Source organism: Aquamicrobium terrae, from assembly GCF_040545735.1.
Taxonomy (GTDB): Bacteria; Pseudomonadota; Alphaproteobacteria; order Rhizobiales; family Rhizobiaceae; genus Mesorhizobium; species Mesorhizobium terrae_A.
Genome location: NZ_JBEPML010000018.1, coordinates 42,377 through 65,036 on the forward strand (window position 1 = coordinate 42,377; position 22,660 = coordinate 65,036).

22 protein-coding genes are annotated in these 22,660 nt (G+C 66.6%); 10 read left to right on the plus strand and 12 right to left on the minus strand.

Annotated features, from left to right (window positions below; genetic code table 11):
* Positions 1–54: 54 nt before the first annotated feature.
* From ABID37_RS20420 to aceA, 3 genes are all read right to left on the minus strand, one after another.
* The gene (locus ABID37_RS20420; RefSeq protein ID WP_354198129.1) at positions 55–462 is read right to left on the minus strand and encodes a response regulator; all 408 of its coding nucleotides are present in this window, start codon (positions 460–462) and stop codon (positions 55–57) included.
* Positions 463–740: 278 nt separating this feature from the next.
* Positions 741–980 (minus strand): SMc00767 family acetate metabolism repressor, encoded by a 240-nt coding sequence (locus ABID37_RS20425; protein ID WP_354198131.1) that lies wholly within the window; start codon positions 978–980, stop codon positions 741–743.
* Positions 981–1,022: 42 nt separating this feature from the next.
* Positions 1,023–2,309: an isocitrate lyase gene (gene aceA, locus ABID37_RS20430; RefSeq protein ID WP_354198133.1), complete on the minus strand. Its 1,287-nt coding sequence runs from the start codon at positions 2,307–2,309 to the stop codon at positions 1,023–1,025.
* Between the two features lie 250 nt (positions 2,310–2,559).
* On the opposite strand from aceA, the gene ABID37_RS20435 reads away from it, so the two are divergent.
* The 6 genes from ABID37_RS20435 to ABID37_RS20460 all read left to right on the plus strand — a co-directional run bounded on the left by ABID37_RS20435 (position 2,560) and on the right by ABID37_RS20460 (position 9,595).
* Positions 2,560–3,999, plus strand: coding sequence for a helix-turn-helix domain-containing protein (locus tag ABID37_RS20435; protein WP_354198135.1), 1,440 nt, complete (start codon positions 2,560–2,562; stop codon positions 3,997–3,999).
* 113 nt (positions 4,000–4,112) lie between these two features.
* Entirely contained in the window at positions 4,113–5,063 is a 951-nt protein-coding gene (locus tag ABID37_RS20440; protein WP_354198137.1) for a DMT family transporter, read from the plus strand.
* A 352-nt stretch (positions 5,064–5,415) separates the two neighbouring features.
* Entirely contained in the window at positions 5,416–6,513 is a 1,098-nt protein-coding gene (locus tag ABID37_RS20445; RefSeq protein WP_435521605.1) for a polyamine ABC transporter substrate-binding protein, read from the plus strand.
* A 144-nt stretch (positions 6,514–6,657) separates the two neighbouring features.
* The gene (locus ABID37_RS20450) at positions 6,658–7,797 is read left to right on the plus strand and encodes an ABC transporter ATP-binding protein (RefSeq protein ID WP_354198139.1); all 1,140 of its coding nucleotides are present in this window, start codon (positions 6,658–6,660) and stop codon (positions 7,795–7,797) included.
* 9 nt (positions 7,798–7,806) lie between these two features.
* Positions 7,807–8,772: an ABC transporter permease subunit gene (locus ABID37_RS20455; protein ID WP_354198141.1), complete on the plus strand. Its 966-nt coding sequence runs from the start codon at positions 7,807–7,809 to the stop codon at positions 8,770–8,772.
* A gap of 1 nt (position 8,773) precedes the next feature.
* Positions 8,774–9,595: an ABC transporter permease gene (locus ABID37_RS20460; RefSeq protein WP_354198143.1), complete on the plus strand. Its 822-nt coding sequence runs from the start codon at positions 8,774–8,776 to the stop codon at positions 9,593–9,595.
* A gap of 72 nt (positions 9,596–9,667) precedes the next feature.
* Here ABID37_RS20460 and ABID37_RS20465 read toward each other — a convergent pair whose 3' ends face one another.
* Positions 9,668–10,069 carry a ketosteroid isomerase-related protein gene (locus ABID37_RS20465; protein WP_354198145.1) on the minus strand — a complete coding sequence of 134 codons (402 nt, stop codon included), beginning with the start codon at positions 10,067–10,069 and terminating at the stop codon, positions 9,668–9,670.
* Positions 10,070–10,167: 98 nt separating this feature from the next.
* On the opposite strand from ABID37_RS20465, the gene ABID37_RS20470 reads away from it, so the two are divergent.
* Together ABID37_RS20470 and ABID37_RS20475 are read left to right on the plus strand one after the other, a co-directional pair.
* A complete protein-coding gene (locus ABID37_RS20470; RefSeq protein ID WP_354198146.1) occupies positions 10,168–10,755 on the plus strand; it encodes a GNAT family N-acetyltransferase in 588 nt (195 codons plus the stop codon).
* The gene (locus tag ABID37_RS20475; RefSeq protein ID WP_354198148.1) at positions 10,755–11,630 is read left to right on the plus strand and encodes a carbon-nitrogen hydrolase family protein; all 876 of its coding nucleotides are present in this window, start codon (positions 10,755–10,757) and stop codon (positions 11,628–11,630) included. The genes ABID37_RS20470 and ABID37_RS20475 overlap by 1 nt, the downstream gene beginning before the upstream one ends.
* Here ABID37_RS20475 and ABID37_RS20480 read toward each other — a convergent pair.
* The 5 genes from ABID37_RS20480 to hutI are packed head-to-tail and all read right to left on the minus strand — an operon-like array spanning position 11,614 to position 17,472.
* Complete coding sequence (locus ABID37_RS20480; RefSeq protein WP_354198150.1) at positions 11,614–12,186, minus strand: HutD/Ves family protein; 573 nt, start codon at positions 12,184–12,186, stop codon at positions 11,614–11,616. The genes ABID37_RS20475 and ABID37_RS20480 overlap by 17 nt on opposite strands.
* Before the next feature lie 8 nt (positions 12,187–12,194).
* Positions 12,195–13,868: a urocanate hydratase gene (gene hutU / locus ABID37_RS20485; RefSeq protein ID WP_354198152.1), complete on the minus strand. Its 1,674-nt coding sequence runs from the start codon at positions 13,866–13,868 to the stop codon at positions 12,195–12,197.
* A 13-nt stretch (positions 13,869–13,881) separates the two neighbouring features.
* Entirely contained in the window at positions 13,882–14,685 is an 804-nt protein-coding gene (gene hutG / locus ABID37_RS20490; RefSeq protein ID WP_354198154.1) for an N-formylglutamate deformylase, read from the minus strand.
* Between the two features lies 1 nt (position 14,686).
* Positions 14,687–16,222: a histidine ammonia-lyase gene (gene hutH / locus ABID37_RS20495; protein ID WP_354198156.1), complete on the minus strand. Its 1,536-nt coding sequence runs from the start codon at positions 16,220–16,222 to the stop codon at positions 14,687–14,689.
* 23 nt (positions 16,223–16,245) lie between these two features.
* Positions 16,246–17,472, minus strand: a complete 1,227-nt coding sequence (gene hutI, locus ABID37_RS20500) for an imidazolonepropionase (protein WP_354198158.1) — start codon at positions 17,470–17,472, stop codon at positions 16,246–16,248.
* 122 nt (positions 17,473–17,594) lie between these two features.
* Here hutI and ABID37_RS20505 point away from each other — a divergent pair, with 122 nt between their 5' ends.
* Both ABID37_RS20505 and hutC read left to right on the plus strand, forming a co-directional pair.
* Positions 17,595–18,953, plus strand: a complete 1,359-nt coding sequence (locus ABID37_RS20505) for a formimidoylglutamate deiminase (RefSeq protein WP_435521607.1) — start codon at positions 17,595–17,597, stop codon at positions 18,951–18,953.
* Positions 18,954–19,119: 166 nt separating this feature from the next.
* Positions 19,120–19,845: a histidine utilization transcriptional repressor HutC gene (hutC, locus tag ABID37_RS20510; protein ID WP_435521608.1), complete on the plus strand. Its 726-nt coding sequence runs from the start codon at positions 19,120–19,122 to the stop codon at positions 19,843–19,845.
* A gap of 7 nt (positions 19,846–19,852) precedes the next feature.
* Here hutC and nadE read toward each other — a convergent pair whose 3' ends face one another.
* From nadE to ABID37_RS20525, 3 genes are read right to left on the minus strand one after another with little or no spacing between them, the layout of a single operon-like run.
* Positions 19,853–20,833: an NAD(+) synthase gene (gene nadE, locus ABID37_RS20515; protein ID WP_354198164.1), complete on the minus strand. Its 981-nt coding sequence runs from the start codon at positions 20,831–20,833 to the stop codon at positions 19,853–19,855.
* A gap of 2 nt (positions 20,834–20,835) precedes the next feature.
* Positions 20,836–22,392: a class I adenylate-forming enzyme family protein gene (locus ABID37_RS20520; protein WP_354198166.1), complete on the minus strand. Its 1,557-nt coding sequence runs from the start codon at positions 22,390–22,392 to the stop codon at positions 20,836–20,838.
* Positions 22,393–22,398: 6 nt separating this feature from the next.
* A complete protein-coding gene (locus ABID37_RS20525) occupies positions 22,399–22,659 on the minus strand; it encodes an acyl carrier protein (RefSeq protein ID WP_354198168.1) in 261 nt (86 codons plus the stop codon).
* Position 22,660 lies beyond the last annotated feature (1 nt).

The following is a 22,660-nucleotide window of genomic DNA, read 5'->3' on the forward strand; positions in this document are numbered from 1 at the left end:
TGGCAGGGCGCATTGCCGCTCCACGACGAAAAAAGCGGCGGGAACGGGAAAGGTTCAGCTCGCCAGGCGGCTGAGCACCGGCTGCAACTGCTCGGGCGTGATCGGCTTGGCCACCACCGCATCGATGAGGCTGGACAGGGTTTCGGGCGTCGCCACGCGGGTGGACAGCAGCACCAGCGCCGGCCGAATTCCGCCTGTGGCGCGGCGCAGCGAAGCCAGCGCCGGCATCAGCGCCTCGCAGTCGCGGTTTTCGGAGCCGCCGTCGAGCACGATGATGCCCGGCAGCAGCGAGTTCAGGGCCGTGATTGCGGTTTCGGGCGATTCACTGAACGGCTTCAACCCCAGGCCCTCGATGATCTTGGAGACCACAACCTGCGTTATGCGGGACCGGCCCACGACCATGACCCTGGACAGGTCGGCAGCGCCGTCCGCGTCCACGGGCATGGCGCGTCCGGAGCCCATGCTGCCATCGTGTTCGAGATACGAAGACAATCCGACCTACACCATCTACTCAATGCAGGGTTGAAACCATTTCTCTTTTGGGTGACCTCGCTCATCCTGTCAAGCGATAAGAAACCGGCGGCGGGCGGGCGGCGCGGCTTCCGGTGCCGGTCTCACGAAGAAGAAGCCGCCCTCGCGAAAATCGCGGGAGCGGCTTCAGGCTGGGCAGGGAGCCCGGATTGCCCTCTGTCATTCCCATGCGCCCTGTCGGATATCCTTCGGGCACATGGGTGTGCGGCTTATTTGTGGGCCTGGGTCACGATCACCGGGATCAGCAGGTCGCCCCAGTTGCCGTCACCGCTGTGGTGGCGGGCCGAGCGGACAAGCTCGACCGACACGCCGGCCTCGACGGCCTTCATCACGGACTGGTTCATCCGGTGCAGATCGTTGGCCAGCATGCGGATCGCGGCCTGCTGGTCGGTGCTCATGGCCGAGGACTGTTCCTCAGCCCGTTCCTTGACGCGGGTGATCTGTGCCATTTCGCTTCTCCCTTGGAATGCCGGCCTTGCGGCGCTGGGTTTCTATTCCGCGGCAGGCTTGAACTGGGCCTGCTCGGTGGATTCCTTCATGGCGGTGGTCGACGACTTGCCGCCGGTGATGGCGAGCGACACGGCGTCGAAATAGCCGGTGCCGACCTCGCGCTGGTGCTTCGTCGCCGTGTAGCCATTGGCCTCGGAGGCGAATTCGGCTTCCTGAAGCTCCGAATAGGCCGCCATCTGCCGGTCCTTGTAGCCGCGGGCCAGCTCGAACATGCCGTGGTTGAGCTGGTGGAAGCCGGCCAGCGTGATGAACTGGAACTTGTAGCCCATGGCGCCCAGCTCGCGCTGGAACTTGGCGATGGTGGCGTCGTCGAGGTTCTTCTTCCAGTTGAACGAGGGCGAGCAGTTGTAGGCGAGCAGCTTGCCCGGATGCGCCTTCTGCACCGCCTCGGCGAACTTCCTTGCCTGTGCCAGGTCCGGCTTGGAGGTCTCCATCCAGATCAGGTCGCAATGCGGCGCATAGGAAATGGCGCGGGCAATGCACGGCTCGATGCCGTTTCTCACCTGATAGAAGCCTTCCACCGTGCGGCCGGCATCATGGTCCACGAAGGGCTGGTCGCGCTCGTCGATGTCGGAGGTCAGCAGCTTGGCGGCCTCGGCATCGGTGCGGGCGACGATCAGCGTCGGGGTGCCCATGACGTCGGCGGCGAGCCGCGCGGCGTTGAGGTTGCGGATATGGGCCGCGGTCGGGATCAGCACCTTGCCGCCCAGATGGCCGCACTTCTTCTCCGAGGCGAGCTGGTCCTCGAAGTGGACGCCGGCGGCGCCGGCCTCGATGAACGCCTTCATGATCTCGAAGGCGTTGAGCGGGCCGCCGAAGCCGGCTTCGGCGTCGGCGACGATCGGCGCGAACCAGGTGTCGACCGACAGCTTGCCTTCTGCCGTCTCGATCTGGTCGGCGCGCTGCAGGGTGCGGTTGATGCGCTTGGCCAGTTCCGGCGCGGCGTTGGCCGGGTAGAGCGACTGGTCGGGATACATGGCGGAGGCCGTGTTGGCGTCGGCGGCGACCTGCCAGCCGGACAGGTAGATGGCCTTCAGGCCGGCGCGGACCATCTGCATGGCCTGGTTGCCGGAGAGCGCGCCGAGCGCGTTGACGAAGTCCTCCTCATGGATGAGCTTCCACAGGCGGTTGGCGCCGTTCTCGGCCAGCGTGTACTTGATCTGCACCGAGCCGCGCAGCCGCTTCACGTCTTCCGGGGTATAGGGGCGCTCGATGCCATCGAAGCGACCTTCCGGCGCGGACGGGACGAGGTTGTAAAAATCGGTCATTTGCGGCTCCAGCGTTTCGGTTATGTAGATACTGGACACTTCCTTGCCGTCTGGCTTGGTGTGTGCCGGTACGACATGATTTACATTGCGCTGCAAAAGACGCGAGAAAAACCGGGAATTTCCGCCGTAAATAAAGGAAAACCTGTGTTGCGTTTGACAGAACGGGCTTGTAAAGATGTCAAAACTGTAAAAGCGACCTGACGCGAATTCCTGCGTCAAATGTTGTAAAATCGTGTAAAATGTCCTCGCCATGGCCGAACAGAAGATCTTCGCCGGACCCCGCATCCGCCGCATCCGCAACGCCAAGGGGCTGACCCAGACGGCGATGGCCGAGGGGCTCGGCATCTCGCCCTCCTATCTCAACCTGATCGAGCGCAACCAGCGCCCGCTCACCGTGCAGCTCATTTTGCGGCTGGCCTCGGTCTACAAGGTCGAGCCGGAGGAGTTGCAGGCCGAGGCCGGCGGTTCCATCGCCGCGCTGCGGGAAATGTTCGCCGACCCGCTGCTGGCAGGCGAACTGCCGGGCGAGCAGGAACTGGTCGAGGTGGCCGAGGCCGCGCCCAATGCGGCGGCGGCGATGATCAAGCTCTACCGTGCCTATCGCGAGCAGGCCGAGCGCCTGTCGGACCTCAACGAGCTGCTGGCGCGGGAAGGGCGCGGCACCGCGCTGTCCGGCGCCCGCCTGCCGATGGACGAGGTGCACGAGGTGTTCGAGCGGCGGCCGAACCACTATCCGGCGCTGGAGGAGGAGGCCGAGGCCTTCATCCGGCTGCTGGAGCCGGGCGACGACCTCTACGGCGCGCTGAAAGGGTGGCTGAAGCGCGAGCACGGCATCACCGTGCGGGTGCTGCCGGTGGCGACCATGCCCAACTGGCGCCGCCGCTACGACCGTCATTCGCAGCGCCTGTTCCTGTCGGAGCGGCTGTCGCCCTTCGACCAGTTGCGCGAGGTGGCGATGGAGGCCGGCCTGATGCGCATGTCGGTGACCGTCGCCGCCGAGATCGCGGCGCTGAAGCTGTCTAGCGACGAAGCGCGGCGGCTGGCCCGGTTCGAGCTTGGCCGCTACGCCGCCCATGCGCTGATGATGCCCTACCAGGCATTCCTCGCCGCCGCCCAGCGCGCCCGCTGCGATGTCGACGTGCTGCGTTCGCGCTTTTCCGTTTCGTTCGAGCAGGCGGCCAACCGGCTGACCATGTTGCAGCGGCAGGGCAGCGCCGGCGTTCCCTTCTTCATGCTGGAGGTGGACAATGCCGGCCACCCCTTCCGCAAGGCCGGCAGCGTCGGCTTCCCGCACAGCCGCTTCGGCGGCGGCTGCCCCAAGCTTGCCGTTCATGCCGCCTTCACCCAGCCCGGCCAGATCTTCGTCGAGGCGGTGGAAATGCCGGACGGCGCCGAGTTCCTGACCGTGGCCCGCACGCTGGAGGGGCCGCAGGGCGCCTTCAACGAGCGGCCGCGCCGCACCGCCCTGCTCATCGGCTGTGACATCGCCTACAAGGACGAGGTCGTCTATGGCGCCGCGCTGGCCGGCAGGGGGCCGGGCGCATCGGGCAGCGTCGCCGTGACGCCCGTCGGTCCCGCCTGCCGGCTGTGCGAGCGGCCGGGCTGCCTGTCGCGGGCGGCCCCGCCGGTGACGCGCCCGCTGGGTCTGGACGAGATGGTGACGGGCCTGTCCGCCTTCGACTTCCAGTAGGCTGAACGGCAGGCCAACGCTTGGGGCGGTTCTGGACCTTACTCCATCCCGATCGGGACCTTATGTGTCGGTGCTGGCACAGCGTTGCGCTTCGGGGGAGGAGAAGGTGCGGCATGGCTGAATTCGCACAATCGGCGGCTGCCGATACCGCATCATCCGCCCGCGAGACGCGCCTCGGCGCCGTCCTCGTCTTCCTGTCCGCCCTGCTGTGGAGCCTTGGCGGCGCCATCGCCCGCTATATCGAGGCGCCGGACCCATGGGCCGTCATCTTCTGGCGCTCCGTGTGGGCCACCGCCTTCCTGCTGGCCTTCATGGTCTGGCGCGACGGCTGGCGCGGAACGCTGCGCCTGTTTCGGGGCATGGGCCTGCCGGGGCTGGCCGTGGCCGCCTGCTTCGCCACAGCGTCGTCGAGTTTCGTCGTGGCGCTCTCCTACACCACGGTCGCCAACATCCTGCTGATCCAGGCCGGCGTGCCGCTGATCGCGGCGCTGTTCGCGTGGATCGCCCTGCGCGAAAAGGTGTCGGGCGGCACATGGGTCGCCATTTTCTTCGTCGTCGTCGGCGTGGCGGTGATGGTGTCGGAATCGCTCGGCGGCACGGTCTCGCCCGTCGGCGACGGGCTGGCTCTGGCCATCGCCTGCGCCCTCGCCACGGCCACCGTCATCACCCGCCGCTATTCCCATGTGCGCATGACGCCGGCCACCTGCCTCGGCACGATCTTTGCCGCCGCCTTCGCGCTGTCGCAGGCTTCGGCGCTCGGGGTCTCGGGCCGCGACATGGGGTTCCTGTTCGCCTTCGGCGTCGTCAACCTGGGCCTCGGCCTTGCCTGTTTCGCCACCGGGGCGCGCATGATCCCCGCCGCGCTGGCCGCACTTCTCGGCACCTTCGAGACCATATTGGGGCCGCTGTGGGTGTGGCTGGCCCATGCGGAAGTCCCCTCCGGCCGGACCATCCTCGGCGGGAGCATCGTGTTCGCGGCCCTGCTGGTGCACATCGCGCGCGAGTTCAGGCGCCATTCGCAGCCGCCGCGGCCGGGCGTCAGCGGCCTGCCCGCGCCGAACTGAGAACGGCTGGGACCCGCCGCTTCGATTCCCATTGACAAAGCCTCCATGCCCCGGGCAGGCTGGACGAAAGGCAACAACGAGACAGGCCCATCTTGCCCTTGTTCGCACCACCCCGTCAGTGTCCGGCTGGCTTATTCGATCATCGGCCGGTTTCGCTCAGGGGTTTGTCGGAAGGGATATCCCCGACGCCGCAGGACGGCTGTTCCCGGGGCCGGCTGCCATCGCGCAAACGTCATCGTCCAGCGGCCAAATGCCGCTTGTTGGCCTTCCGAAAGCTCAATAGATTGAACGACATGTCCGGCGACGGCGCATGAGCGCGGCCGGCAGGGGAACATTGAAAGGGGAGTGTCCTATGCAACGCAAAACAACCTTGCTTCTCGCGACCACGATGCTGGCGTCGGCGTTCGCCTTCGCGGCCGGGGCGCAGGAGCGCGTCGTCAATGTCTACAACTGGTCCGACTACATCGATTCCTCGATCATCGACGAGTTCACCAAGGAAACCGGCATCAAGGTCGTCTACGACGTCTATGATTCCAACGAGATCCTGGAAACCAAGCTGCTGGCGGGCGGCAGCGGCTACGACGTGGTGGTGCCGACCAGCAGCTTCCTCGCCCGCCAGATCCAGGCCGGCGTCTACCAGAAGCTCGACAAGTCCAAGCTGCCCAACCTGTCCAACATGTGGGATGTGGTCAGCGAGCGCATGCAGGTCTTCGACCCCGGCAACGAATACTCGATCAACTACATGTGGGGCACCATCGGCATCGGCTACAACGTCAACAAGATCAAGGAAGTGCTGGGCACCGACGAGATCGACAGCTGGCAGACGGTGTTCGATCCCGAGCAGGCCGCCAAGCTCAAGGATTGCGGCATCAACTTCCTCGATTCGCCGACCGACATGATCCCGGTGACCCTGGCCTATCTCGGCCTCGATCCGGACAGCCATGAGCCGGACGATATCGCCAAGGCCGAGGAAGCCCTGCTCAAGGTCCGGCCCTATGTGCGCAAGTTCCATTCGTCGGAATTCATCAACGGCCTCGCCAATGGCGACATCTGCATCGCCGTCGGCTGGTCCGGCGACATCTTCCAGGCGCGCGACCGCGCCGAGGAGGCCAACAACGGCGTGGAACTGAACTACGTGATCCCGAAGGAGGGCACGCAGATGTGGTTCGACCAGATGGCGATCCCCGCCGATGCGCCGCACCCGGCGGAGGCGCATGAGTTCCTCAACTACATGATGAAGCCGGAAGTCATCGCCAAGTCGTCGAACTATGTCTACTACGCCAACGGCAACAAGGCCTCGCAGGAATTCCTCGACGAGGAGGTCCGTGACGATCCGGCCGTCTATCCGCCGGATGACGTGATGGCCAAGCTGTTCGTCAACACGCCGCTCGATTCCAAGACCCAGCGCCTGTTCACCCGCACCTGGACCAAGGTGGTGACCGGCCAGTAACGCCACGGCGCGGCCCCGGCGAGACGCTTCGCCGGGGCCTTTTGCCGTTCCGCTCGACAGGAAGTCGGCTCAACACGAAAATGGAGCGCACGGGCGACTGTACAGGAAGATCGTGATCTGTCGTCCGGCGGGGGAGAGCGAAGCATGAAGTCACTGGGCAGCATCCGCAGGGATTTTGCGCCGTGGAGCGATCCGCAGGCCAAGCCCTATATCAGGTTCGAGAACATCACCAAGCGCTTCGGCGACTTCACTGCCGTCAACAATCTCTCGCTCTCCATCTATGAACGCGAATTCTTCGCCCTGCTCGGCGCTTCCGGCTGCGGCAAGTCCACGCTGCTGCGCATGCTGGCTGGCTTCGAGGAGCCGACCGAGGGCCGCATCCTGCTCGACGGGCAGGACCTGCGCGGCATCCCGCCCTATCGCCGGCCGGTCAACATGATGTTCCAGTCCTACGCGCTGTTCCCGCATATGAGCGTGGAGAAGAACATCGCCTTCGGCCTCAAGCAGGAAGGCATGCCCAAGGCCGACATCGACAGGCGCGTGGCCGAGATGCTCAAGCTGGTCAAGCTGGAGCGCTTCGCCACCCGCAAGCCGCACCAGCTTTCCGGCGGCCAGCGCCAGCGCGTGGCGCTCGCCCGCTCGGTCGCCAAGCGGCCGAAGGTGCTGCTGCTCGACGAGCCGCTCGGCGCGCTCGACAAGAAGCTGCGCGAGGAAACCCAGTTCGAGCTGATGGACCTGCAGCAGGAACTCGGCCTCACCTTCGTCGTCGTCACCCACGACCAGGAAGAGGCCATGACCATGGCCGACCGCATCGCCATCATGGACAAGGGCGAGGTCATGCAGGTTGCGACGCCCGCCGAAATCTACGAGGCGCCCAATTCGCGCTTCGTCGCCGGCTTCGTCGGCAACGTCAACCTGTTCGAGGGCAATGTCGCCGAACGCGCCGAAAACACGGCGCGCATCACCGGCGGCAGCGGCGCGCAGATCCTGGTCGAGAATGCCGGCGAGGCGGCAAAAGGCAATGAGGTCGCCTTCGCCATCCGCCCGGAAAAGATCAGGGTTTCGTCGCGCAAGCCGCAGGATGCCGTCAACGCGCTCGAGGGCGAGATCTACGACATCGCCTATCTCGGCGACATGACCGTCTATTACGTCAAGCTCGATGATGGCCAGATCGTGCGCGCCTCGATGCTGAATGCCGCGCGCATCGTCGACGATCCGCTGACCTGGAGCGATCGCGCCTGGATTTCCTTCCGGCCGGATGCCGGCGTCGTGCTGACGCGGTAGGGGGCGGTCATGGCGAATGTCTCCGCTTCCGCGCCTGCCGCCGCGCCGGCCGAAAAATCCCTGCTGTCACGCGTCGTTTCCGGCTTCACCGGGCGGCTGGTCATCCTCGTGCCCTATGCCTGGCTGCTGTTCTTCTTCCTCATCCCCTTCGTCATCGTCTTCAAGATATCGCTGTCGCAGACGGCGATCTCCATGCCGCCCTATGCGCCGGTGATGGACCTTGGCGAAGGGTTCTCCGGCCTCATGGCGGCGCTGAAGGAACTCAGCTTCGAAAACTATCTGTGGCTGACCGAGGACCCGCTCTATTTCAATGCCTACATCTCCAGCGTGGTGATCGCGGGGATCTCGACCGTGCTGACGCTGCTGGTCGGCTATCCGATCGCCTATGGCATGGCGCGCGCGCCGGCCTCGCTGCGGCCCACCTTGCTGATGCTGGTCATCCTGCCGTTCTGGACCTCGTTCCTGATCCGCGTCTACGCCTGGATCGGCATCCTCAAGCCCGAGGGGCTGCTCAACCAGTTCCTGATGGGCATTGGCTTAATCTCCTCGCCGCTTGTCATCATGAACACCTATACGGCGATCTTCATCGGCATCGTCTACTCCTACCTGCCCTTCATGGTGCTGCCGCTCTATTCGTCGCTGGAGAAGATGGACAATTCGCTGATCGAGGCCGCGCAGGACCTCGGCTGCCCGCCGATCAGCGCCTTCTGGAAGATCACCTTCCCGCTGTCGCTGCCGGGCGTCATCGCCGGCTGCCTGCTGGTGTTCATCCCGGCGGTCGGCGAGTTCGTCATCCCCGACCTGCTCGGCGGCTCGCAGACGCTGATGATCGGGCGCACGCTGTGGAACGAGTTTTTCGCCAACCGCGACTGGCCGGTCGCCTCGGCGGTCGCCACCATCCTGCTTCTGGTGCTGGTCGTCCCGATCGTGCTCTTCCAGCATGCGCAGGCCCGCGCCCAGGAACAGGATCGCTGACATGAATGCGAGCTGGAGCCGTTTCAACATCGTCTCGATCGTGCTGGGCTTTGCCTTCCTCTATCTGCCGATCGTGCTTCTGGTCGTCTTCTCCTTCAACGCCTCGCGGCTGGTCACCGTGTGGGGCGGCTTTTCCACGCAATGGTATGTGGCGCTGTTCCGCAACCAGGGCCTGATGGACGCCGCCTGGGTGACGATCCGCGTGGCGCTGGTCTCGGCCTCCGTCGCCACCGTGCTCGGCACCATGGCCGCACTCGTGCTGACCCGCTACACGCGCTTCAGGGGCCGGGTGCTGTTCACCGGCATGGTGTTCGCGCCGCTGGTCATGCCGGAGGTCATCACCGGCCTGTCGCTGCTGCTTTTGTTCGTCGCCATCGGCCTCGACCGCGGCTTCCTCACCGTCACGCTTGCCCACATCACCTTTTCCATGTGCTTCGTGGCGGTGGTGGTGCAGTCGCGGCTGATCTCCTTCGACCGCTCGCTGGAGGAGGCGGCGATGGATCTCGGTGCGCCCCCGGTGCGCACCTTCTTCCAGATCACCCTGCCGGTGATCGCGCCCGCCATCATCTCGGGCTGGATGCTGGCCTTCACCCTGTCGCTCGACGATCTGGTCATCGCCAGCTTCGCCTCCGGGCCGGGCGCGACGACGCTGCCGATGAAGATCTACAGCCAGGTGCGGCTCGGCGTGACCCCGGAGATCAACGCGGCCTGCACCCTGCTGATCGCCATTGTGGCGCTGGGCGTGATCGCCGCCTCGATCGTCAACAAGCGCCGCGAAGTGCAGCGCCGGCGCGACGAGCAGGCCGCGCTGCGCATGGCCTGAGGGAGCCTCAAGGAGAACGGGCACCGGTGCGCTGCATCCGATGCCCGTTGGCATTTTTGGGATGAAGCAGGATCAGGCGCCGACCTGCGCGATCCAGTCGTTGAGATTGTAGTAGTTGGAAATGCGCGCCACCTTGCCGTCGCGGATTTCGAAGAAGGCACCGGCCGGCAGCACGTATTTCTGGCCATCCGCCTCCGGCAGGCCCTCGTCGGTCGCCAGATATTCGCCGTTGACGGTGAATTCGGCGGCACCGCGGGTGCCGTCGGCGCTTTCCATGACGACGATGTCGGTCAGCCGCTCGCGGTAGCAACGGTTCATCTTGTCCATGAAGCGGCGGAACGCGTCCTTGCCGGTCTGGCGCTCGCCCTGGTTGATGTCGTGCGCCACGTCGTCGGTCAGCAGGTCGAGGAAGGCGGCCATGTCCTGCCGGTTGAAGGCGTCGTAATAGGCACGGATGATGTCTTTGGCGCTCATGATCTCTCCCTGTTCGCAAACGCAATGGCCAAGCCTGCGGCCAAGCCCTATAGCAGCTTGTCGGGCTTTGGAAGCCTGGGCCTGTTCCGGGAGGGAAAATGCATATCGTGGTTCGGCAGGGGCCTGAGATCGGTCCGCATATCGACGATCTGGCGCGGCTGCGCATCGAGGTGTTCCGCGCCTTTCCCTATCTCTACGAGGGCTCGCTGGACTACGAGCAGAATTATCTTTCCACCTATGCCAGCTCGCCCGAAAGCCTGTTCGTGCTGGCCTTCGACGGAGAGAGCGTCGTCGGTGTCTCGACCGGCATGCCGATGGACCATGAGACCGAGGCATTCAGGAAGCCGTTTGTCGAGGGTGGCTGGAACCCGGCGCGCATCTTCTATTTCGCCGAATCCGTGCTTCTGCCCCGCTATCGCGGGCAGGGCATCGGCGTGCGCTTCTTCGAGGAGCGGGAAGCCTATGCGCGCCGCCTCGGCCGCTTCGAGCATTGCTGCTTCTGCGCGGTGGAACGGCCCGCCGATCACCCCTTGCGGCCGGCGGACTATGTGCCGCTCCACGCGTTCTGGACCAGGCGCGGCTATGTCCACCATCCCGAACTGCGCACCGAGTTCTCGTGGCGCGATATCGGCGAGCGTGAGGAAAGCGCCAAGCCCATGTCGTTCTGGATGAAGGAACTGCGCTGATGGTGAAATTCGCTTCCTGCCAATATGCCATCGAGCTGTTCGACGGTTTCGATGCCTATGCCGCGCATCTGGAACGGCTCACGGGCGAGGCGGTTGCCGCCGGGGCGGAACTGCTGCTTCTGCCCGAATATGCCGCCATGGCGCTGACCGGATTGTTGCCGGAAGACGAGCGCGGCGACCTGCACAAATCCATTGCCGCCATCCAGCCGTTCATCCCGCGCTGGCTGGACCTGTGCGAGGCCATCGCCCGCCGCCATGGTGTGTGGTTCTGCCCCGGTTCGGCTCCCGTGCTCGATCCGGACGGCAAGTACCGCAACCGCGCCTATCTGTTCGGGCCGGACGGGCTGGCCGGCCATCAGGACAAGATCGTCATGACGCGCTTCGAGCGCGAGCAATGGTTCATTTCCGCCGGCACCGGGGGCCTGCGCAGCTTCGAGACGCCGCTCGGCAGGCTTGGCATATTGATCTGCTACGACAACGAGTTCCCCATGCTGGCGCGCCGGCTGGCGGAGGACGGCGTCGACCTGATCCTCGCGCCGAGCTGCACCGACACCGAAGCCGGCTATCATCGCGTGCGCATCGGCGCGCAGGCGCGCGCGCTGGAGAACCAGTTGGCCGTGCTGGTGTCGCCCACGGCCGGCTTCGCGCCCTGGTCGCCGGCGGTGGACGAGAATTTCGGCCGCGCCGCGCTCTATGTGCCGGCCGATTACGGCATGCCGCCGAGCGGAGTGTTCGCCGAAAGCGAAGCGGTGGCCACCGAAGCCAGCGTGTGGCTGTTCGGCGAGATCGACCTGGAAAAGGTCGCCGCCCTGCGGCGCGAGGGCCAGGTCGCGCTTTATCGCGACTGGCCGGAGCAGTTCACGCTGCCGGGCTGACCGCCACGAACAGGATTTCCGCCGCTGTCCCGGCGCGGTTGGCGAAGCTTTCGCTCGCCTCGAGCGCGATTGCCTCGAACCGCTCGATGGCGTGTTCCTGACCGTTCGCCTCGACTGTCGCCGGTGAATTGAACACCGCCCAGCCGGTGCCCGGCGCGGTGAATGTTTCTCCGGGAGCCAGCGTCAGGCGCCGCATCTCATGGGTGCAGCGCCCGCGCCTTGTCATGATGTTGAGGTCGATGGTCGGCCCGCCGAGATTGCGGCTGGAGATTGTCCAATCGCCCGGGAAGGAGAAGGGCGCACCGTCGGGCCGCAGCTCGACGGTTTTCTCCTCGGGCAGATCGAGCGCCAGGCCGGCACCGTCCAGCAGCGCGATGGTGCGGTCGATGCCGGCGAACACCGAAAAGGGTCCGTCGGCGCCGACATGGGCGATCGACAGCCGCCAGTCGAAACTGTCGGTGTCGCTGCCCGCCGGGAAGGCCGCCACCTCTTCGGTGAGGCCCTGCCCGTTCTTCCATGCCATGCGCTTGTGGCCGGCGCGGCGCGCGATCCTCATCGCTGGCCTCAGTTGCCGAGGATGGCCGGCAGGCGCAGGCCCTGCTTCTTCGCCCAGTCCAGCGCGATGTCGTAGCCGGCATCGGCATGACGCATGACGCCGGTGGCCGGATCGTTCCACAGCACGCGCTCGATGCGGCGGGCCGCGTCATCGGTGCCGTCGCAGCAGATCACCATACCGGAATGCTGCGAGAAGCCCATGCCGACGCCGCCGCCATGGTGCAGCGACACCCAGGTCGCACCCGAGGCGGTGTTGAGCAGTGCGTTGAGCAGCGGCCAGTCGGACACGGCGTCCGAGCCATCCTTCATGGCTTCCGTTTCGCGGTTCGGCGAGGCGACCGAACCGGAATCGAGGTGGTCGCGGCCGATGACGATGGGCGCTTTAAGCTCGCCGTTCTTCACCATCTCGTTGAAGGCGAGGCCGAGACGGTGGCGATCGCCGAGGCCGACCCAGCAGATGCGCGCCGGCAGGCCCTGGAACTCGATGCGCTCGCGCGCCATGTCGAGCCAGTTGTGCAAGTGGGCGTTGTCCGGCAGCAGTTCCTTGACCTTGGCGTCGGTCTTGTAGATGTCCTCCGGATCGCCCGACAGGGCCCCCCAGCGGAACGGTCCGACGCCGCGGCAGAACAGCGGGCGGATATAGGCCGGCACGAAGCCGGGGAAGGCGAAGGCGTTCTCGAGGCCCTCTTCCAGCGCCATCTGGCGGATGTTGTTGCCGTAGTCGAGGGTCGGAATGCCCATGTTCCAGAAGTCGACCATGGCCTGCACATGCAGCTTCATCGAGGCGCGGGCGGCCTTCTCGACCGCCTTGGGGTCGCTCTCCTGCCTGGCGCGCCATTCGGCCACCGTCCAGCCGCGCGGCAGGTAGCCGTGCACCGGATCGTGGGCCGAGGTCTGGTCGGTGACGATGTCGGGCTTGACGCCGCGCTTGACCAGCTCGGGGAACACGTCCGCCGCATTGCCGATCAGCGCGATGGACTTCGCCTCGCCGGCCTTGGTCCATGCGTCGATCCTGGCCAGCGCCTCGTCGAGGCTGTGGGTCTTTTCGTCGACATAGCGGGTGCGCAGGCGGAAGTCGGCGCGGGTCTCGTCGCATTCGACGGCGAGGCAGCAGGCGCCGGCCATCACGGCAGCCAGCGGCTGCGCGCCGCCCATGCCGCCGAGGCCGCCGGTGAGGATCCACTTGCCCTTCAGGTTGCCGTCATAGTGCTGGCGGCCGGCCTCCACGAAGGTCTCGTAGGTGCCCTGCACGATGCCCTGCGCGCCGATGTAGATCCACGAACCGGCCGTCATCTGGCCGTACATGGCCAGCCCCTTCTTGTCCAACTCGTTGAAGTGGTCCCACGTCGCCCAGTGCGGCACGAGGTTGGAGTTGGCGATCAGCACGCGCGGCGCATCCTTGTGGGTGCGGAACACGCCGACCGGCTTGCCCGACTGCACCAGCAGCGTCTCGTCCTCGTTGAGCGTCTTCAGCGTGGCGACGATGCGGTCGAAATCGTCCCAGGTGCGAGCGGCGCGGCCGATGCCGCCATAGACGACCAGCTCGTGCGGGCGCTCGGCCACGTCGGGGTCGAGGTTGTTCATGAGCATGCGCAGCGGCGCTTCGGTCAGCCAGCTCTTGGCGTTGAGCTCGTCGCCGCGCGGGGCGCGGACTTCGCGTTCATTGTGGCGGGGGTTGGTCATGGCTCTGTTCCTCTCAGCGTTTCAGCCCGAACGCGACCTGCTCGATGCGTTCGAGAATGGTTTTCAGGGGCGCGCGCACCTGGTCGGCCCTGGCCTCGTCGTAGGCGAAGGGCACGGTTTCGGTGGCGAGATAGTTGACCTGCGCCAGCTCCATCTGGATGGCATGGACATTGTCCCGCGGACGGCCGTAGTGGCGTGTGGTCCAGCCGCCGCGAAAGCGGCCGTTGAGAACATGGGTGTAGCCTTCCGCCGCTGCCGAAGCCTCCACCGTGGCGGCCTCGATGGCCGCATCGCAGGTGACGCCGCCATCGGTGCCGATGTTGAAGTCCGGCAGACGGCCTTCGAACAGGAAGGGGATCAGCGAGCGGATCGAATGGCAGTCGTAGAGCACCGCCACGCCATGCTCGGCCCTGACGCGCTCGACTTCCGCCGCCAGCGCCGCGTGATAGGGCCGGTGGAAGGCGTCGCGGCGGGCGATGATATCGGCTTCGGTCGGTTCCGCCCCCTCCTTCCAGATCGGCTGGCCGTCGAAATCGGTCAGCGGCACCAGCGTCGTGGTGTTCTGGCCCGGATAGAGGCTGATGCCTTCCGGGTCGCGGTTGGCGTCGATGACGTAGCGGTGGAAGGTGGCGCGCACGATGGTCGCGTTCCGCAGCAGGCCCTCATAGAGCCGGTGCAGGTGCCAGTCGGTGTCGGCGAGCTTGAGCCCGTTGTCGTTCAGGCGTTCCCTGATGTCGGCCGGCACGTCGACGCCGGTGTGGGGAAAGCCGAGGACGACCGGCGAGGAGCCGCGCCGGACTTCGAACACGTCGCTCATCTTACGCCTCCAGGGCGGGCAGCAGCCCTGCCGAAACGCTGGCTGTCAGCGAGCCGTCGGCGACGATGCGGGCGGCAATGGCGAGGTCCGGGGCCATGTAGCGGTCGTTTTCCAGCGCAGGGACCGCAGCACGAAGGCAGGCAATCGCCTTCTGCAATTCGGGGCTGGTGGTCAGCGGCCCGCGCAGTTCCACGCCCTGCGCGCCGGCCAGCGCCTCGATGCCGACGATGTTGAACAGGTTCTCCGTCATCTGCAACAGGCGGCGCGCGCCGTGGCAGGCCATGGACACATGGTCTTCCTGATTGGCCGAGGTCGGCGTCGAGTCCACCGAGGCCGGGTGCGACATCTGCTTGTTCTCGCTCATCAGCGCGGCGGACGTGACCTCGGCGATCATCAGGCCGGAGTTGAGGCCCGGGTTGCGGGCGAGGAAAGGCGGCAGGCCGTAGGAAAGGGCCGGATCGACCAGCAGCGCGATGCGGCGCTGGGCGATAGCGCCGATCTCGCAGACGGCAAGCGCGATCTGGTCGGCGGCGAAGGCCACCGGCTCGGCGTGGAAATTGCCGCCGGAGACGACGCTGTCGTCGGACAGCACCAGCGGATTGTCGGTGACCGCGTTGGCCTCGATCTCCAGCGTGCAGCCGACCTGGCGCAGCAGGTCGATGCAGGCGCCGTCGACCTGCGGCTGGCAGCGGATGCAGTAGGGGTCCTGCACGCGCTCGTCGCCGTCGATATGGCTCTGGCGGATGGCCGAGCCGTCGAGCAGGGCGCGGAGCGCCGCCGCCGTGTCGATCTGGCCCTTGTGGCCGCGCAGCGTGTGGATGTCGGCGGTGAAGGGCGCGGACGAGCCCATGGCCGCGTCGGTGGAAAGCGCGCCGGTGATCAGCGCCGCTTGTGCTGCGCGATGGGCGCGGAACAGGCCGGCCAGCGCCAGCGCGGTCGAGGCCTGCGTGCCGTTGATGAGCGCCAGACCTTCCTTGGCGGCAAGCACCACGGGCGTGAGGCCGGCGCGCTCGAGTGCGGCACGGCCCGAAAGGCGTTCGCCCTGATAAAAAGCTTCGCCTTCGCCCATCATCACGGCGGCGAGATGGGCGAGCGGGGCGAGGTCGCCGGACGCGCCGACGGAACCCTTTTCAGGGATCAGCGGCACCACGCCCTTTTCCAGCATGCCCTCGATCAGCCGCACCAGTTCCAGCCGCACGCCGGAGGCGCCGCGCCCCAGCGAGACGAGCTTCAGCGCCATGATCAGCCGCACGACGTTTTCCGGCAGCGGCGTGCCGACGCCGCAGCAATGCGACAGGATGAGGTTGCGCTGCAGGGTGGCGGTGTCGGCGGCGTTGATCTTGATCGAGGCCAGCTTGCCGAAGCCCGTGTTGACGCCATAGACCGGTTCGTTGCCGGCGGCGATGGCCGCGATGCGGGCCGCTGCCTTCTCGATGCGGGCATCGAAGCTGCGGTCGAGGACGGCATTGTCGCCGTTCCAGTAGATCGCGGCCAGATCGGCCAGCGGCACGGAACCGGGATGAAGCGTGATGGTCATGTGCGGTTGCCTCCGGAAAGGGTTCAGATTGTGGCGTCGCGGCCGGCGCGGATGCGGGCGTGCAGCGGGTTGAAGCCGATGCGGTAGACCAGCTCGGCAGGCTCGGCGATGTCCCAGATGGCGAGGTCCGCCTGCTTGCCGGCTTCCAGCGTGCCGATGGTATCCAGCTTGCCCAGCGCGCGCGCCGCCTCGCGGGTGATGCCGGCGAGGCACTCCTCCACGGTAAGCGCGAACAGCGTCGCGCCCATGTTCATGGTGAGCAGCAGCGAGGTCAGCGGCGAGGTGCCGGGATTGTTGTCGGTGGCGAGCGCGATGGGCGTGCCGTGCTTGCGGAACAGCTCGACCGGCGGCTTCTTCGTCTCGCGGATGAAGTAGAACGCGCCCGGCAGAAGCACCGCGACCGAGCCGGCCTCGGCCATGGCGGCGGCACCCTCGTCGTCGGTATATTCCAGATGGTCGGCCGACAGCGCGCCATAGGAAGCGGCAAGGGCGGCGCCATGCAGGTTGGAAAGCTGGTCGGCATGCAGCTTGACCCTGAGGCCGAGTTTCTGCGCGGCGTCGAACACCAGCTTCATGTCGTCCGGCGAGAAGGCGATGCCCTCGCAGAAGCCGTCAACGGCATCGACAAGACCCTCGGCATGGGCGGCTTCCAGCCCCGGCAGCACCACCTCGCGCAGGAAATCGCCATTGCGGCCCTTGTATTCGGCGGGCGTCGCATGCGCGCCGAGATAGGTGGTGGCGACGGCCACGTCGCGCTTGCCGGCAAGGGCGCGGGCGGCGCGCAGCATCTTCAGCTCGTCGGTTATTGTGAGGCCATAGCCGGACTTGATCTCGACCGTGGTCACGCCTTCGGCCAGCAGCGCGTCGAGGCGCGGCAGGCTCTCGCGGATCAGCGTGTCCTCGTCGGCGGCGCGTACATTGGTGACGGAGGAGACGATGCCGCCGCCGGCCCGCGCGATCTCCTCATAGGAGGCGCCGGCCAGCCGCATCTCGAACTCGCGCGCCCGGTTGCCGGCATGGACGAGATGGGTGTGGCAGTCGATCAGTCCGGGGGTGATCCAGCGTCCGTCGCAATCGATGGTCTCGGCGCCGGCAAGTTCGACGGAAGGCAGGTCGGCGGCGGGGCCGGCAAACAGGATGCGGCCGTCGCGTGCGGCGATGGCGCCCTTCTCCACGATGCCGAGCCCGGGCCTGGCGGGATCGAGCGTCGCCAGCCGCGCATTGGTCCAGATGCGGTCGCCTTGTGCCATCGGTGATCTCCCTGACAAGCTTTTCGACTGGCGCGTTGCGCAAGCGTCCTCTTGCTGTTATGTATATACTTAATCGAAATCGGCGCAAGCCAAAAAGTCAAGCCTGCGCGCGGGCAGCAGCGATCCGGGAGAGTCTCATGACAGTCATCCACGCCGAAAATGCGCTTCTGCCGGAAGGTCTGGCGCGCGATGTGCGCATCACTTTCTCGGATGGCCGAATCCAGCGCGTGGAAAAGGGCGTGGCGGCGCAATCCGGCGACGAGCGCCACCGCTTCGTGGCGCCGGCGATGCCGAATTTGCACAGCCACGCCTTCCAGCGGGCGATGGCGGGGCTGGCCGAGACGCGCGGCCCGGGCGCCGACAGTTTCTGGAGCTGGCGCACCGAAATGTACCGCGTCGCCCTGTCGATGACGCCGGAGCAGGTCGAGGCGGTGGCCGCGCAGCTTTACATGGAAATGCTGGAGGCGGGCTTCTGCCGGGTCGGCGAGTTCCACTATCTGCACCACGACAAGGACGGCTCGCACTATGCCGATCCGGCCGAGATGGCCGCGCGCATCGGAGCCGCCAGCACCGAGGCCGGCATCGCGCTCACCCTCTTGCCGGCGTTCTACGCCCATTCCGGTTTCGGTGGCGCGGCGCCCATCGAGGGCCAGCGCCGTTTCATCCATGATGTGGATGCTTTCGCCCGGCTGATGCAGCGGTGTGAAGCGATCGTCGCCGGCCTGCCCGGCGCGGTGCTCGGCATCGCCCCGCACAGCCTGCGGGCCGCGATGCCGGAGGAACTGAAGGAGGTCGCGCCCTTCGCCAGGGGCGGACCGGTGCATATCCACGTCGCCGAACAGGTGAAGGAGGTGGAGGACTGCGTCGCGTGGTCGGGCAGGCGGCCGGTGGAATGGCTGCTCGACAGCCTGCCGGTCGACGAGCGCTGGTGCCTGATCCACGCCACCCACATGACGCCGGACGAGACGGCGCGGATGGCGAAAAGCGGCGCGGTCGCCGGCCTGTGCCCGATCACCGAGGCCAATCTGGGCGACGGCGTGTTCGAGGCGCCGACCTTCCTTGCCGCCGGCGGACGGTTCGGCGTCGGCTCGGACAGCAACATCCTGATCTCGCTGGAGGAGGAGCTGCGCACGCTCGAATATTCGCAGCGCCTGCTGCGCCGCTCACGCAATGTCGTGGCCGAGCCGGGCCAATCGACCGGGCTCAACCTGTACGGCAAGGCGCTGGAAGGAGGCGCACAGGCGTTGGGCACGGCAAGCGGCATCGAGGCCGGAAAGCCGGCCGACCTGCTGGCCCTCGATCTTTCGGCCGTCGTTTATTTGCCGACAGAAAAGGTCTTCGACCATTTCATTTTTGCGCGCGGCATCGGCATCGACAGCGTCTGGGTCGGCGGAACGAAGCAGGTCGAGGGCGGTCGCCATCGCAGGCGCGATGCGATCGCCACGCGGTTTGCAAAGGTCATGGCGGAACTCGCCGAATAGGGCGCGTTGCGAAACAGGATTCCAATAGGCTAAAGCAATTCCAGCAAAAGTGCGAAGCGGTTTTGCGTCGGAATTGCGTCAAAACAAAAGGTTAGAGCGTTTTCGCGATTCAAGGAAAAGCGGAAAGGCTCTAGTGAATGCCGGGCACAACAAGAGCGAAGGCGACGTGGCGAAGGCAAACGGCAAGGAGGCGACCCTCCACCAGACGATCCTGAGCGAGATCGAGGGCCGCATCGTATCCGGTGAATGGCCGCCCGGTTTCCGGCTGCCGTTCGAGGTCGATCTGGCCGAGCATTATGGCTGCTCGCGCATGACCGTGAACAAGGTCATGACCCAGCTCGCCAAGGCGGGGCTGGTCGAGCGCCACCGCAAGGCCGGCAGCTTCGTCACCAGGCCGCGCGCGCAGTCGGCGGTGCTGGAACTGCACGACATCGAGGCCGAGGTGAAGTCGCTGGGCCTGCCCTACAGCTACAGCCTCGTCTCCCGCAAGGAACGCCCCTCCAACGCGAAGGACCGGAGCCTGATGGAGCTGGCCGGGACGACGCCGATGGTCGAGCTGGTGGCCGTGCATCGTGCCGGAAGCAAGCCGTTCTGCGTCGAGGAACGTCGCATCAATGCCGGTGTCGTGCCGGAGGCGCTCGGAACCGATTTCAAGGTGCATGCGCCCGGCGGCTGGCTGATCGCCCAGGTGCCGTGGAGCGCGGCCGAAAACCGCATATTGGCCGTGGCCGCTTCGGCGGAGACGGCGCGCCTGCTCGAACAGCCGAAGGGCTCGCCCTGCCTCGTGGTCGAGCGCCGCACCTGGAGCCATGCCGGCCCGGTCACCTTTGTGCGGCTGACCTATCCTGGAGACAGCCACACGCTGGTCGCGCGCTTCGCGCCGGCATCCTGAACTTCATTCAGAGCGGAACCACCGTCTGCGGCGGCAGGTGCAGGTAGCGCGCCGCCTTGCGTTTGGCGGCGATGTCGGTCCACACCAGCCCGACCTGTTCCGCCGTCAGTGAGACGGCTTTGGCCACCTCCGCCGCCGGCACATCGTGGTTCAGCCCGTAGAGGCACAGATCCATGCGGTCATGGGGCAGGGCGAAGTAGAACTCCTCCTGCGTCTGCGCCAGCGAATAGGTGTCGGTGGTCGGCGGGCGGCGGCGCACCTCTTCCGGCACGCCCAGATATTCGGCGAGCTGGTAGACCTGGCTCTTGTAGAGATGGGCGATCGGCTTGACGTCGGCCGCCCCGTCGCCGTTCTTGACGAAGAAACCCTGATCGTATTCCAAAAGGTTGGGCGTGCCGACCACGGCATAGTTCAGCCGGTCCGCATGGTAGTATTCGAACTGCTTGCGGGTGCGCTGCTTCATGTTGGTGGCGGCGACGATGCCGAGATAGACATGCGCCGGCAGCCGGTGCCTGCGGATTTCGCCCTGCGGGGTCTGCACCACGAGCGAGGAGATGTTGAAGCCCGAGGTGGTGAGCGCATTGGCGAACACGATCTTGTTGCTCCAGCCCGGCCCGTAATCCGGCTCGACCTCGCGGATGAAGCCGTCGCGGCGTTCGTAGCAGCCCATCGCCGCAAGCGTCGGCCCGATGTCCTCGACCGCACCGTCGAGGCCGAAGGTGTCGGCCACCAGCCGCCCGAGACGCAGGCTTTCGGGGTCGGAATCGTGCTCGGGCATGAACAGGCAGAACACGTTCTTCGGGCCGACGGCGCGGGCTGCAAGGGCGGCGCAGACACTGGAATCGATGCCGCCGGACAGACCGAGCACCAGCCCGCGCCGCCGCACCGCCCCGCGCAGCTGCGCCCGCAAGGCCTCGACGATGCGGGCGGTTTCGGCCTCCGCGTCGATGTCGAGCGTGCGCGCGGAAAAGGGAATCGGTTTGGACATGGTCACTCTCCAGTCTCGGTGCCGGCTTCGGCCCCTGCTTCGGCAAGCAGCCGGCGGGTGATCTTGCCGCTGGCCGTCTTCGGCAGGTCGTCGCGGAATTCGATCGACTTCGGCACCATGAAGTCGGGCAGGGCCCGGGCGCAGTGGCGCAGCAGGTCGCGTTCGCCGAGCCCGGGATCGGAAACCACCACCGCCGCATGCAGGATCGTGCCCTGCACCGGGTCCGGCCTGCCGAACGCCACGGCTTCGACCACGCCGGGGCAGGCGCAAAGCGCAGCCTCCACCTCGCGCGGGGCGACCTTTTCGCCGCGCACCTTCAGCATGTCGTCCTTGCGGCCGACGAAATGGAGGAAACCGTCCGCGTCGGTGCGGAACAGGTCGCCCGTGTGCAACTGGCGCTGCCCCGAAGCCGGGTCGGGGCGCAGGGCAGCCGCCGTCGCCTCCGGGTTTTCCCAATAGCCGCGCATCAGATGCGGCCCGCGCACCACCAGTTCGCCGACCGTTCCGGGCGGGACCGCAACGCCATGTTCGTCGACCACCGCGACCTCGGTGCCGGGAATGGCCTTGCCGACCGAACCGGTCCTTTTGTCGAGTTCGGCCGGGTCGAGATAGGCGGCGCGGGCGCATTCGGTGAGCCCGTACATGCAGTAGAGCCGCACGCCGGGAAACAGCCGGCGCAAGCCCTCGACATGGGCGGGGGGCAGCGGGGCCGCGGCGTTGGTGAGGTAGCGCAGCGCCGGCAGCGCGCCCGGCTCCAGCTCCTTCATGGACAGCAGAAGGGCGGCGATGGTCGGCACCAGCGGCATGCCGGTGACGCCTTCGGCGCGGGCCTTCTCCAGCACGGCGTGCGGGAAGGCGAAATTCTTCTCCAGCACCAGCCGGGCGCCGCTGCGCACGCTGGCCACAAGCTGGTAGAGCCCATAGGTGAAGGCCAGCGGCAGCGCGCACAGCACCACGTCCGACGCACTGTTTTGCAGGTAGAGCGCGATGGAGGCGGAGGCTGCGTCCATGGCCGCATGGCTCATCATCACGCCCTTGGGCCGGCCGGTCGAGCCCGACGTGTAGATGATCATGGCGAGTTCACCGTCGTCGCCGGCTTCCGGCGGCTTCTCGCCGCCTTCCCCGACAAGCCGGGCAAACGGCAGCACGCCTTCCGGCAGCGGGGCCCCCGCCTGGGTGGAGATCAGCACGGGTGGCGCGGCGAGCCCGTCCGAAGCCTGCCGGCAAGGCTCGATGAACCTGGCCTGCGTCAGGATGGCGGCCGGCCGGGCGTCGCGCAGGATGAAGGCGATGCCGGCGCCCTTGAGCTGAGGGTTGACGGGGCAGAAGATGGCGCTGGCCTTGAGCACGGCGTAGATCGCGACGGCGGCCTCGGCAATGTTCTCCATCAGCACAACGACACGGTCGCCGCGCCTCACGCCTTGCGCCGCCAGCGCGGCGGCCAGCCGGTCGGAGCGGCCGTCGAGTTCGGCATAGCTCAGGCGCGTCTCGCCGGCCACGACGGCGATGCCGTCCGGCGCGGCGCGCGCGCTGTGCCTGAGAAACGCCTCCATGCGCATGGCGGGTCAGTGCACGGGTTCGCGCTTGCGGTCGACGAAGGCGACGATGCGCGCCACGGAGTCCAGATTGGCCGGCACGATGTCTGCGTCGGCCATGGCGATGCCGAACCGCTCCTCGATGAACGACACCAGCTCCAGCACGCCGGTGGAGTCCATCACATCGCTTTCGATCAGCGACTGGTCATCGGCCAGCGGCGTGGCATGGTCGCCGAACAGGAAGTTGTCCACGACGAAGCTGCGGACCTGGCTGTGGGTGGTTTCGGACATG